Source organism: Planomonospora algeriensis, from assembly GCF_977012225.1.
Genome location: NZ_CDRNDK010000183.1, coordinates 1 through 11,684, shown reverse-complemented (window position 1 = coordinate 11,684; position 11,684 = coordinate 1). Strand labels below are relative to the sequence as shown.

The window sequence follows — 11,684 nt, the reverse complement described above, 5'->3', positions numbered from 1 at the left end:
GGCGCCGGTGGGCTCGTCCCGCCGGGAGGGTACGGCGGAGCCGGCGCCGACGGGCGGCGACCGGCGGGGAGAGAGGGCGGGCACGGGGATGAGAGGCGCGCTGCTGGTCGCCGGGACGACCTCCGACGCGGGCAAGAGCGTCGTCACCGCAGGGATCTGCCGGTGGCTGGCGCGGCAGGGGGTGAAGGTCGCGCCGTACAAGGCGCAGAACATGTCGCTCAACTCCTTCGTCACCGCCGACGGCGCGGAGATCGGCCGGGCGCAGGCGATGCAGGCCGCCGCGTGCGGGCTGGAGCCGAGCGCCGACATGAACCCGATCCTGCTCAAGCCGGGCAGCGACCGGCGCAGCCAGGTCGTGGTCATGGGCAGGCCGCTCGCCGACGTCGACGCGATGGAGTACTGGCAGGTCAAGGACCACCTGCGGGAGACGGCCGTCGAGGCGCTGCGGCGGCTGCGGGAGCGCTACGACGTGGTGGTCTGCGAGGGGGCGGGCAGCCCGGCGGAGATCAACCTGCGCCGGGGCGACATCGCGAACATGGGCCTGGCCCGCGCCGCGGACCTGCCGGTCATCGTGGTCGGCGACATCGACCGGGGCGGGGTGTTCGCCTCGCTCTACGGCACGGTGGGGCTGCTGGAACCCGCAGACCAGGCGCTGATCGCCGGATTCGTGATCAACAAGTTCCGGGGCGCGCGCGAGCTCCTCGAACCGGGGCTGGACATGCTCAGGAACCTGACCGGCCGCGAGGTGTACGGCGTGCTGCCGTGGCTGGACGGCCTCTGGCTCGACGTCGAGGACTCCCTGGCGCTGGACAACCGGCCCGCCGCCGCGGCGCGCACGCCGTACGGCCGGCAGACGCTGCGGGTCGCGGTGGTCCGGCTGCCGCGCATCTCCAACTTCACCGACGTCGACGCGCTGGCCTGCGAGCCGGGCGTGGCCGTGCGCTTCGTGACCTCCCCGGCGGAGCTGGACGACGCCGACCTGGTGGTCCTGCCCGGATCCCGCGCCACGGTCTCCGACCTGGCCTGGCTGCGGGCCAGGGGCCTGGCGGAGGCGTTGCGCGGCCGGGTCGTGCTGGGCATCTGCGGCGGCTATCAGATGCTCGCCCGGACCATCCGCGACGACGTCGAATCGGGGGCCGGACGGGTCGAAGGGCTCGGGCTGCTGCCCGCGACGGTCGAGTTCGCCGCGGACAAGACCCTGGGCCGCCCGGTCGGGAGCGCCTACGGCCACCGGGTGGCCGCCTACGAGATCCACCACGGGACGGTGACCCCCGACGACGGGGCGGAGCCGTTCCTGGACGGCTGCCGGTCCGGGACGGTCTGGGGGACCACCTGGCACGGGGCGCTGGAGAACGACGACTTCCGCCGGGCGTTCCTGCGCGAGGCCGCCGCCGCCTCCGGCCGCGACTTCACCCCCGCGCCGGGGACCTCCTTCGCCGCGCTGCGCGAGGAGCGGCTGGACGCCCTCGGTGACCTGATCGAGCGGAACACCGACACCGGCGCGCTCCTGCGGCTGCTGGAGGGCGGCGCCCCGGCGGGCCTGCCGCCGCTGCCCCCCGGCGGGACCCTTCACGAAGCCGGTGGGGTCCTCCACGGAGCGCCGGATTTCTCGCAGAATAGGGGCATGGACGGTGAACGGTGATCGCCCGGTTCGCGGTGGTGCTCCTCGTCATCGCCGTGATCGCCGCGGTGGTGCTCGGCCTCGCCCTCATGGCGCACGCCTCCAGGGCGCGCAGCCGACCGGCCCCCGACGACCCGAAGGAGATCCTCAGGCGGCGCTACGCGGCCGGTGAGATCGACGAGGACGAGTACCTCCGCCGAATGTCGGGCCTCTCCCAGGACTGGTAGTCCCCTCCCGGGGGCGGAGTGTTCCGGAACCGGGCAATGAACGCGGGCGCAAGTGTCAAGAACCGGTCATGGTCCGGTGGATCGGGTGCAGGGCACGATCGGGAGCATGACAGCGGTAGTGGAGACCGAGGGACTGACGAAGTTCTACGGGAAGCGCCGGGGGCTCGAAGATCTCGATCTGGAGATCCGGCCCGGAGAGGTGTTCGGGTACCTCGGCCCGAACGGCGCCGGCAAGACGACCACCATCCGGCTCCTCCTCGACGTCATCCGGCCCACCCGCGGCCGGATGAGCGTGCTGGGGACGGACCCCCGGGATCCGGCCGTGCGGGGCCGGATCGGGTACCTTCCCGGAGAGCTCGCGCTGGAGGGGCGGGAGCGGGCGAGCGAGTACCTCGCCTTCCTGGCCGGGGTGCGCGGCGGCGTGTCCCGGGACCGGATCGCGGCGCTGGCCGAACGGCTGGAGGCCGACCTCTCGGTGCCCATGGGAAAACTCTCCAAGGGCAACAAGCAGAAGGTCGGGCTGATCCAGGCGTTCATGCACGACCCGGAGTTCCTGATCCTGGACGAGCCGACCGGCGGCCTGGACCCGCTGGTCCAGCAGGAGTTCCTCGCCATGGTCCGCGAGGTGCGCGCGGCCGGCCGGACCGTGCTGATGTCCTCGCACGTGCTCGCCGAGGTGGAGGACGTCGCCGACCGGGTCGGCATCGTGCGGCGGGGGAGGCTGGTCGCCGTCGAGGACGTCGCCGCCCTGCGGGAGAAGGCGGTGCGCCGGGTGGAGTTCCACTTCGACGCCCCGGTACCCCGCGAGGAGTTCGAGAACCTCCCCGGCGTGCGGGACCTGAGAGTCGAGGGCGCGAACCTGAGCTGCACCATCGACGGCCGTCCCGACGCGCTGATCAAGGCGGCGGCCCGGTTCACCGTGGTGCACCTGGCCAGCGCCGAACCGGACCTGGAAGAGATCTTCCTGACCTACTACAGCGAAGAGGAGGCCCACCATGCCCGCGCTGGTGTCCAAGAGCCTGCGTGACCACCGCAGGTCGCTGGTCCGCTGGACGATCGGCATCGGCGCGTTCTTCGCGCTGTACCTGTCGTTCTACCCCAACATCTCCCAGAACCAGGACCTGTACGGCGATGCGGCCCTGAAGAAGCTCCCCGGGGCGATGCGCGACCTGATGGGCGGACTGGCGGACTTCACCACCGGGGTCGGCTATCTGCACAGCGTGGTCTACCAGCTGTTCGGGCCGATGCTGTTCGTCGTATGCGCGGCGATCCTGGGGAACCAGGCGATCGCCCGCCCCGAGGAGTCCGGCACGCTGGAGCTGACCGTCACGCTCCCGATCGACCGCAGGCGGCTGGTCTTCGAACGGTTCGCCGCGCTCGCCCTCGGACTGCTCGGCGTCGCGACGGCGACGTTCCTGCTCGCCTGGGGCCTGTCGGTCGCCGCGGACATGGACGTCGCCTTCGACCGGATCCTGGCCGCGCACACCGGGGTCTTCCTGCTCGGCCTGCTCTTCGGCGCGCTGTCCCTGGCGGTCGGCGCCGCCGCCGGCCGCAGGGGCCCGGCGATGGCGGTCGTCGGCGTGGTCGCGGTCGGCGGCTACATCGTGGAGACCATGGGCAAGAACGTGGACGCGGTCTCCTGGCTCCGGTGGGTCTCGCCGTTCCACTACTACCTGGACGGCCGGCCGCTCTACCAGGGCTTCCCCGCCGGGGACTATCTCGTGCTGGCGGGCGCCGCCGCCGTGCTGCTGGTCGTCGCGATCCTGGCCTTCGACCGGCGTGACATAGGGGTGTGATGGACGAGGCCGCCCGGGTGCCGCCGACCTGCTCGGCGGGCACCCTCGGATGCTGAGCGAGGCCGCCGCCACCGGGCGGCCGCCCGGCAGGGACGTGCTCGACGGCTACCGGGCGGCGGGAGCGCGGGCCGCCGAGCTGGGCCTGCCGCTGCGGGAACTGGTCGACGCCGCCCTGGCCATGGCCGAGACGGCCGTCTCCGGGCCGTCCGGTCCGGGATCATCCGCGCCCGGAGACTCAGGTCTCGGCGGGTCCGCTTCCGACCCGGCCGCTTCCGACCCTGTCTGGCCGGGGCCGCCCGGGCAGGGACGGACGAAAGGGGCCGCCCCGGCGGTGCTCTCCGCGCTGAGGCGGGCGGTCTCCGCGCTGATGGAGGGCTATGAGAACGCCCAGCGGCTGGCGATCCGGCAGGAGGAGGCAGCGCGCCGGGAGTTCGTCGACGATCTGCTGCACGGGCGGGCCGACCGGCTCGCCGAACGCGCCGAGCACTTCGGCCTCCGGCTCGCGGAGTCCTACGTGGTGGCGGTCGCCCGCCCTGCCATGTCCGTGCGGGCGGTAGGCACGGGATCCGGTGGAACAGGGTCCGGTGGAGTGAGACCCGACGGAACAGGACCCGGTGGAGTGGGGTCCGACGGAACAGGGCCCGGTGGGAAGAAGGCCACACCCGATGAGGCCGGGACTCCGGGGCTGCGGGACGGCGATCCGGTGGCGAGGCGGATCGAGGAGGCGCTGGTCGCCCGGTTCGGGTCGCACAACGTGCTGGTGGCGGTCCGCGACGGGCTGCTGGTGTGCGTCGCACCGGGCAGTCTCTCCGCCGCGACCGGGGAGTTCACCCACCACGTGCGGCAGGCCTTCGAGCCCGGCTGGTGCGTTGGCGTGGGCCGGGCGCACCGGGGGCCCGGCGGGGTGGTCGCCTCCTATCGGGAGGCGGGCAACGCGATCGAGCTGGGGGACCGGCTCGGGCTGCGGGCACCCGTCCTCAAGGCGGCCGACCTGCTGGTCTTCCCGGTGCTGCTGCGGGACCGGGAGGCCATCGACGACCTGGTCACGACCGTGCTGAGCCCGCTGCTGGAGGCCCGGGGCGGGCCCGAGCCGCTGCTCGACACATTGGAGGCCGTCTTCGCCGTCCAGGGCAACCAGGCCGCGGCCGCGCGGCGGCTCGGCGTCAGCACCCGGGCGGTGACCTACCGGCTGGAGCGGATCCGCCGCCTCACCGGCTTCTCGCCCGACGATCCCACCCAGCGCTTCACCCTGGAGACGGCCGTGCTGGGCGCCCGCCTCCTCGACTGGCCCGCCCAGCCCCTTCAGGCGCAGCGGCGCACCTGAGAGCCCGCGGACGCGCCTCCTCATCGCGATCCCTGGGAGAAGGCCCCGGGGAAGGAGGGCGCGTCGGCGTGCTCGACGGCGGGTTCCGGGGCGAGCGGGGCGCCGGTCCGGTGGTCGGTGCAGGCGGCGGTCCGCATCTCCGCGCCGCTCAGCGGGCGGAGCTCGCCGCCCTCGATGGTCCAGCCGCGGACAACCTTGACCGGCAGGCCGGTGGCGGAGTCGGTCCGCCGGGTGAAGAAGCGCATGACCAGACTGCCGGGTGCTCCGGTGGCGCACGCGAGGACGAGCAACCGGGTGAGAACCAGGGGCGCGTCCCCATACAGCAGTGTCTTGCGTGACCGGACCTCGGCCTCGGCCACCACCTCCAGTGGTTCGCTCCCGGCGGGCGCCACCCGGCAGGTGAGGACGTGCAGGCCCGGGCCCTGGCCGCTCAGCAGCCACAGGAACAGGTCGGTCGCGCGGTCCCGGGCCACCAGGACCGTCCCCGCTGGGACGGGGGTGAGCATCCCTTCGATCCGGGAGGACATCCGGCGGAGCCGTTCCCTGCGCGCGAGCGTGGCAACGAACTCCTCGATGGGCTCGCCCCGGTAGGGGAGGGGGTCGCCCTCCTCGCACACCAGCGTGGCGTAGCGCGCCCGGCTGGCGGGGTCGCCGGTCTTCAGCCCCGCGATCTGGCAGAACCCGATGTACTCCACGAGGTCGAATGTCTCCGCGACCACCTTCCCGGAGGTGTGCAAGGCCCTCAGGTCGCGCTCGCAGGCGGCGAGATAACCCTGGTAGTCGCGGTGCGCAAGCGGACCGTGGGCGCGCAATGCCTCGAAGTCCAGCTCGTCGGTGAGCAGCGCCACGCTCAGGACGGGCCGTCCGGCCCGCCGATGCCGTGACGAACGCCCGCGTCTTTTCGCCATCCGTGCTCCTTCCGCTCGGATGGCGAAAGTAGCCCCCACCGGGCAGGTACTTTCAAGGGAATCGTCTCCCTGTGGATGACGACGTCGGCCCCGGTCCCCTCTGTGGACGACGAACGGCGGAGGCGGGAGCCGAAAGTCAGACGGTCGTGTGTCGGTCGCGGCCTCCGCCCCCGGTTCCGTTCCTGCCGCTGTTCCCGGCCGTCGTGGCGGCGGTCTCGGCCTCGGCGACCGAGCGGGTCGTGACACTCCGGCAGGTGAGGGCGACGGCCAGGACGCACAGCACCGAGGCCGCGGTGAACACCGCCGGCAGCCCGGCCGCCGTGGCGAGGGCACCGCCCGCGGCCGCGCCCAGCGGTGTGGACCCCATGCCGATCAGGCGGATGGCCGAATTGATCCGGCCGAGCAGGTGACCGGGGGTGAGCCGCTGCCGCAGCGAGACCCGCAGGACGTTGGTGGTGGCGCCGGCGGCGCCCAGCAGCATGGCGGTGAGACCGATGGTGGCGGGGGTGGGGACGAGGGCGGGCACGAGCAGCAGGACGCCACCGGCCAGGTCGGCGACGACGAGTGTCCTGACCTGACCGGCCTTCTGCGCGACCCGGTCGGCCAGTAGCGACCCCGCCACGGCCCCGGCGGCGAGCGCCACCATGAGGAGGCCGTACTGGCCGGGGGTGAGCCCCACCCGGGACTCCTCTCCGACGACCCACAGGACGAAGACCGCGAAGTAGGCCGAGTTCGCGAAGTTGAGCGCACCCGACAGAAAGGCCAGGTCCCGCAGCACCCGGTGGCTCCACAGGTGGCGCAACCCTTCCGCGATGTCGTGGCGGAGCGGTCGGGTGGAGGGCTCCTCCACCCGGAAACGCCCGCGCATGCCGAGCAGGGCGATCCCCGCCACCGCGTAGAGCAGGGCGGGTGCCCCGAACGCGGCGACGGCGCCGAGCCCGGCCAGGAGTCCGGCGGCGGGGCCTCCCAGAAAGTTGTTGCCGATGGTCTGCGCGGCGACGAGCTTGCCGTTGGCGTCGCCGAGCCGTTCCCGCGCTACGGTCATCGGCACCACCGACTGCGCCGAGGCGTCGGCGAAGACCTCTCCGGCGCCGAGCAGCAGGGCTCCGGCCAGCAGTACGGGCAGGGGGAGCGTCCCCAGCCAGGCGGCCGTCACCAGGGCGGTCAGGACCGTGACCCGGGTCCACGTGGTCAGAACCAGGATCCGCCGGCGGGCGCGCGGATCGCGAACTCGACGCAGCGGCGCTCAAGGGCCTCGCCCATCCGGTACGGCTCCGCCTGCTGGAGCTGCTGGACCACCACGGCCCCGCCACGGCGACCCAGCTCGCCGCCCGCACCGGGGAGAACAGCGGCTCGACGAGCTATCACCTGCGTCAGCTCGCGCGGCACGGCCTCATCGAGGAGGTGTCCGGCCGCGGGAAGGGCAAGGAGCGCTGGTGGCGCTCCCGCCGGTTCGGGTTCGACGGGGACCGGTTCCGCCGCGACCCCGAGACGGCGCAAGCGGCGGAGTTCCTGCTCGCCGAACTGCTCCGCAAACGGAACGCCGAGCTCGGCCGCTGGCTGGAGGAGTCGCGGACCACTCCCCGCGAATGGGTCGAGGCCACCGTCAACCTGCACGCTGTCATGCGCATGACCCGGGAGGAACTCGCCGGTCTCGTCCGGGAGATCTCACGGGTCGTCGACGCTCACCACGAGAAGGTCCGGGACCGGAAGGAGGACGCCCCCGGCACCGCGCGGGTCATCGTCAACTTCGACGCGTTCCCCGTCGGCCTCGGTGCCCAGGAGCCGCCTGAGTGACGCACGGCCGCCGCGCGAGCGAGGCGGCGAAGGTCATCTCGCAGGTGCGGCCCGGTGTCTCTCCCGGAGGGGGCGAGCCATGCGTGTCACCGGTGCTCCCGCTGCGTCTGGCCTGATTCGGCGATCGCCTCGACCGTGAGCCAGACGTTGGTCGAAGGGTTGCCTCCCTTTCGGTTCGCGGAGACATGCGCCGGGTCGGTGTTCTGCGCTCGGCGACGTGCTGTTTCGTACCTCTCGTAGGGGAAGTCCTTCGGCAGGTGCTTGTCGTAGCCGGGCAGGTGCCTGCCGACCTTGCTCTGGACGACCGCGGAGGACAGCGTCGCCGAGCAGTCCTGGAAGTGCCAGAGCAGCCAGATCTCGAAGCAGGGTGCGGAGACCGCCAGGTTGACGCCGGTCCTGGAGGCTTCCCTGATCGCGGCGTCCAGGGAGGCGTGCTCGTCGACATCCACCACGGCCCAGGCCTCGTCGTAGGCGAGATAGGCGTCTCGCTGCCGCCGGGCTTTCGCCTCGGCGGCGTCTCTACGCTTGGCGGTTTCCCGGACGACGCTCAGTGGATCCTTGCCGCACCCCTGGATGTCGCAGGTTCCGATGACCACGGGCAGGGCACGGAAGTGGTCTTTGATTCCGATGAAGTATTTCACCTCGGTGACATTGCCCTCGCACATCACCATGATCCGTTTTCTAGGCTCTCTCCGTGAGGGGACCCGCTCTAGGCGCTGGGGGCTACGCCGTGTGCTCATGTGGCCCGGCGTGCCTCTCGTGGAAGATTTCGCGGACTTTTTCGAGATTGACATAGGGAACGGCGCCGTAGCGTCCCTGGAGATAGCCTCGCTCTACGTTCTCGTCGCGGCGTGGGTGAAAATCGGTGAGTGGGAACAGGGAGGTCGCACCCTCGCCGTCCTTCTCGGTGAACCAGACCTCGTCCCGGGAGAGAAGGTCCTCCGAGAGGAGGTTCCCGAGCAATGTCGTGTCGTGGGAGGCGAAAAGCAGTCGAGCCCCGCGCCGGTTGATCTCGGGATCCTTGAACATTCGGATCAGGCTGGAGCTGAGCAGCGGGTGCATGCTGGAATCGATCTCGTCCACCACGAAGACGGATCCGCTTTTGAGCGCCCCGATGACCGGTCCGATAATGGAGAGCCATACTCGGGTTCCGGCGCTTTCGTCCTCGATGGACAGGGCGGTCGTGCTGTTCGCCCGCCGGAGCTGAATCCGGCCTGACAGGGTTTCGAGTTCCGACCCCGCGTCGAGCGCACTGCTCCCGTCTGATGTGGTGCGATATATCCGCTTGAATCGCTCGTCTGCCTCTGCGAGAAGCCTGTCCTTCACCAACTCCGCCCTCTCGATTCCGAGATCGGCGAGCTGGAGAAGTGTATTGATGTCCGCTGCCGCCGCAGGGTCGCGGAGGAGAAGCTTGGTCACGAGAAGGCGGCGGCGCTCATCGTGGTCGTCATGGCTGGCGAACTGGATGCATGTGACGATCTTCAGTTCGAGTGCGCTCAGCAGGGAGTGGTTATTGGACGCGGCGGAGGAGAGATAGAGCGCGTTGCCCCGTGTCAGTTTCGCAATGCGCCTCGTCTCTCCGGTGAGCATCCGACTGAACTCGTAGGCATCCTGGTCCGGCCCGGCTCGCTCGAACAGTCGGCGGGGACGACCATGTGGGAACGAATAGAGCCACTCGCCGCGCACGGCCTCGTCGTCGACCTCGAATCCGTAGGTGTATCGGATTCCGTCATGAACGAAATCCAGCTCGTACAGCGAGGCGGTGGATCGGCCCTGTTCCGACAGGAGGAACGGGTGCCGGGGGATTCCTGCGCTCGGTGCCCATCTCGTCTGGGACGTCTCGACGGCCCATTGCATCCATCGCAGTGCGTCGAGGACGTTCGACTTGCCGGAGGCGTTGGCCCCGTAGATCCCCGCCACAGGTGCGGTCCGCGGGGTGCCGTTCGTTCGCTGTCCGGCAAGGCCGCGCGATCGGGCCGCGACGAAGGACAGTGTCTGCTCGTCGCGTATCGACCGGTGGTTGGCCACCCGGAACCGCAGGAGCATGATGGGTCACCTCTCCTTCAACATGTGCTCAGCCTACAACTTCAGCGCCTGTCTCGAAGAGAATCCCCGCAGAGGGCTGTCTAACTGCATCCTGCATGTTGACGTACGGCCGCCATCCCGTCCGGGCACTCTCTAGGGGGGCGGCCGTACGGAAGGCGGAGGTCAGGGGATGAGCAGGAGCTTGCCGGTGGTGCGGCGGGCCTCGAGGTCCTCGTGGGCCTGCGCGGCCTCCGCCAGGGGGTAGCGGCGGGAGACGTGCACCTGGAGCCGGCCGGAGGCCAGCCAGCCGTAGAGGTCGGAGGCGCGCCAGGCGAGCTCGTCCTTGGTGGCGATGTAGGCGCCGAGGCTGGGGCGGGTCAGGAAGAGGGACCCCTCCTTGGCCAGCAGTTGCGGGTCGATCGGCGGGACCGGGCCGCTGGCCTGGCCGTACAGGGCCATCATGCCGCGCGGGCGCAGGGCGGCGAGGCTCTCGGCGAAGGTGGTCGCCCCCACCCCGTCGTAGACGACGTGCACGCCGGAGCCGGTCAGGTCGCGGACCGCGTCGGCGAAGCCCTTGTAGCGCAGGACCTCGTCGGCTCCGGCCTGCCGGGCCAGCTCCTCCTTCTCCTCGGTGGAGACCGTGCCGATCACCCGGGCGCCGCGGAGCTTGGCGATCTGCGTGAGCAGCAACCCCATGCCGCCGGCCGCGGCGTGCACCAGCACGTCGTCGCCGGGCTTGACCTCGTGCACCGAGTGGGTCAGGTAGTGCGCGGTGAGACCCTGGAGCGTGACGGCCGCCGCGAGCTCGGGCACCACCCCCTCGGGCACCAGGAGCAGGTGGGAGACCGGCACGACGGCCTTCTCGGCGTAGCTGCCCATGACGTTCGCCCAGGCCACCGTGTCGCCGACGGAGACCCCCTCCACGTCCTCGCCGACCGCCGCGACGGTGCCCGCGCCCTCGTTGCCGGGCACGAAGGGCAGCGAGAGGGGGTAGCGGCCCATCCGGTGGTAGACGTCGATGAAGTTCACTCCGCTGGCCGCGACGTCGACCAGCACCTCGCCGGGGTTCAGTGCGGGGTCCGGGTAGTCCTCGTAGGAGAGGACCTCGGGGCCGCCGGTGGCGGAGACGACTATGGCGCGCATCGTGCGGGCTCCTTCGCTCAGGTCGGTGTTCCGAGCATCCCCAACCGCGAGCCGATCATTCGTTGTTCCTCCCTCAGGGCTTCTTCTCCGGGGCGCTGCCGCGCATGGTGAAGTTGTCGAAGCCCGTCTTCAACGTGGCGCCGCTGTCCTCCCCGACCCGGACGATCATGCCGAGCTCGCCGGGCGGCAGCGGATTGGGGTCCGTGACGGACTGCACCTGGGCGCCGTCCACCCACATGGTGAGCCGCATCCCCTCCGAACCGGCCGAGCACTCGGCCTGGAGCCGGACGGGCTTGCCCTTCGTCACCTCCACCGGGGCCGGTTCGGTCAGGTCGCCCCCGGCGTTCTTGACCGCCCTGCGGATGCGGGCCTTGCCCGAGGTGTCGATCAGGAACTCGTAGCGGGTCGCCTCCGTGGCGTCCGCGCCCCGGCAGAACAGCCCGTACTCGCCGGCGCCCGTGCCGCCGCTGCGGACCGTGACGTCGGCCCCGAGGAGCAGCCGGCCGGGGATGGTCGGGGTGGGGCTGGCGGCGGGGTCCGGGGTCGCGGGCGGGGCGGTCGCGAAGGGCACCGGCGCGGTGATGCGCTGGACGGCGTTCTCGCCGTCGGCGTCGACGGCGTAGTACCCCCCCGGCGCGTAGCCGTACTTGCCGCCGTTCGCGGGGTCGTAGGCGCTGCCCCAGTCGCTCTTCTGGGTGAAGTCGTCCTGGTAGAGCAGCCCCAGGTCGGTGGGGGGCCCGCTGGATGAGAGGGCGATGTAGAGCCCGAGGCCCCCGCCCGCCGCGACGAGGGCCGCGACCGCCGCTCCGGCGATCAGCTTCTTGCGCCGGACCGCCTCCGCGG

11 protein-coding genes and 2 pseudogenes are annotated in these 11,684 nt (G+C 71.5%); 7 read left to right on the top strand and 6 right to left on the bottom strand.

The window, feature by feature from the left end; all coding sequences use genetic code 11:
* The first annotated feature begins 88 nt into the window (after window positions 1-88).
* The 5 genes from ACWJ6R_RS19380 (at window position 89) to ACWJ6R_RS19360 (ending at window position 4,968) form a co-directional block, all read left to right on the top strand.
* The gene (locus tag ACWJ6R_RS19380; RefSeq protein ID WP_449063574.1) at window positions 89-1,642 is read left to right on the top strand and encodes a cobyric acid synthase; all 1,554 of its coding nucleotides are present in this window, start codon (window positions 89-91) and stop codon (window positions 1,640-1,642) included.
* Window positions 1,639-1,848 carry an SHOCT domain-containing protein gene (locus tag ACWJ6R_RS19375; RefSeq protein ID WP_449063572.1) on the top strand — a complete coding sequence of 70 codons (210 nt, stop codon included), beginning with the start codon at window positions 1,639-1,641 and terminating at the stop codon, window positions 1,846-1,848. The genes ACWJ6R_RS19380 and ACWJ6R_RS19375 overlap by 4 nt, the downstream gene beginning before the upstream one ends.
* A gap of 106 nt (window positions 1,849-1,954) precedes the next feature.
* The gene (locus ACWJ6R_RS19370) at window positions 1,955-2,875 is read left to right on the top strand and encodes an ABC transporter ATP-binding protein (protein WP_449063571.1); all 921 of its coding nucleotides are present in this window, start codon (window positions 1,955-1,957) and stop codon (window positions 2,873-2,875) included.
* A complete protein-coding gene (locus tag ACWJ6R_RS19365; RefSeq protein ID WP_449063570.1) occupies window positions 2,844-3,644 on the top strand; it encodes an ABC transporter permease subunit in 801 nt (266 codons plus the stop codon). The genes ACWJ6R_RS19370 and ACWJ6R_RS19365 overlap by 32 nt, the downstream gene beginning before the upstream one ends.
* A gap of 49 nt (window positions 3,645-3,693) precedes the next feature.
* Window positions 3,694-4,968 (top strand): helix-turn-helix domain-containing protein, encoded by a 1,275-nt coding sequence (locus ACWJ6R_RS19360; RefSeq protein WP_449063569.1) that lies wholly within the window; start codon window positions 3,694-3,696, stop codon window positions 4,966-4,968.
* Window positions 4,969-4,988: 20 nt separating this feature from the next.
* Here the strand turns inward: ACWJ6R_RS19360 and ACWJ6R_RS19355 are convergent, their stop codons facing one another.
* Together ACWJ6R_RS19355 and ACWJ6R_RS19350 are read right to left on the bottom strand one after the other, a co-directional pair.
* Window positions 4,989-5,876 (bottom strand): hypothetical protein, encoded by an 888-nt coding sequence (locus ACWJ6R_RS19355; RefSeq protein WP_449063568.1) that lies wholly within the window; start codon window positions 5,874-5,876, stop codon window positions 4,989-4,991.
* A 136-nt stretch (window positions 5,877-6,012) separates the two neighbouring features.
* Window positions 6,013-7,044, bottom strand: a complete 1,032-nt coding sequence (locus ACWJ6R_RS19350; RefSeq protein WP_449063573.1) for an MFS transporter — start codon at window positions 7,042-7,044, stop codon at window positions 6,013-6,015.
* A 110-nt stretch (window positions 7,045-7,154) separates the two neighbouring features.
* Here ACWJ6R_RS19350 and ACWJ6R_RS19345 point away from each other — a divergent pair.
* Together ACWJ6R_RS19345 and ACWJ6R_RS19340 are read left to right on the top strand one after the other, a co-directional pair.
* Window positions 7,155-7,235: pseudogene (locus ACWJ6R_RS19345) on the top strand (ArsR family transcriptional regulator); the annotation flags it as partial.
* Window positions 7,236-7,280: 45 nt separating this feature from the next.
* Window positions 7,281-7,673: a hypothetical protein gene (locus ACWJ6R_RS19340; RefSeq protein WP_449063567.1), complete on the top strand. Its 393-nt coding sequence runs from the start codon at window positions 7,281-7,283 to the stop codon at window positions 7,671-7,673.
* 86 nt (window positions 7,674-7,759) lie between these two features.
* Here the strand turns inward: ACWJ6R_RS19340 and ACWJ6R_RS19335 are convergent, their stop codons facing one another.
* The 4 genes and pseudogenes from ACWJ6R_RS19335 to ACWJ6R_RS19320 form a co-directional block, all read right to left on the bottom strand.
* Complete coding sequence (locus tag ACWJ6R_RS19335; RefSeq protein ID WP_449063566.1) at window positions 7,760-8,338, bottom strand: RloB family protein; 579 nt, start codon at window positions 8,336-8,338, stop codon at window positions 7,760-7,762.
* A 58-nt stretch (window positions 8,339-8,396) separates the two neighbouring features.
* Window positions 8,397-9,719 carry an AAA family ATPase gene (locus ACWJ6R_RS19330; RefSeq protein ID WP_449063565.1) on the bottom strand — a complete coding sequence of 441 codons (1,323 nt, stop codon included), beginning with the start codon at window positions 9,717-9,719 and terminating at the stop codon, window positions 8,397-8,399.
* Between the two features lie 162 nt (window positions 9,720-9,881).
* Window positions 9,882-10,841 carry a quinone oxidoreductase family protein gene (locus ACWJ6R_RS19325; RefSeq protein ID WP_449063564.1) on the bottom strand — a complete coding sequence of 320 codons (960 nt, stop codon included), beginning with the start codon at window positions 10,839-10,841 and terminating at the stop codon, window positions 9,882-9,884.
* Window positions 10,842-10,914: 73 nt separating this feature from the next.
* Window positions 10,915-11,684, bottom strand: a pseudogene (locus ACWJ6R_RS19320) (serine/threonine-protein kinase); the annotation flags it as partial.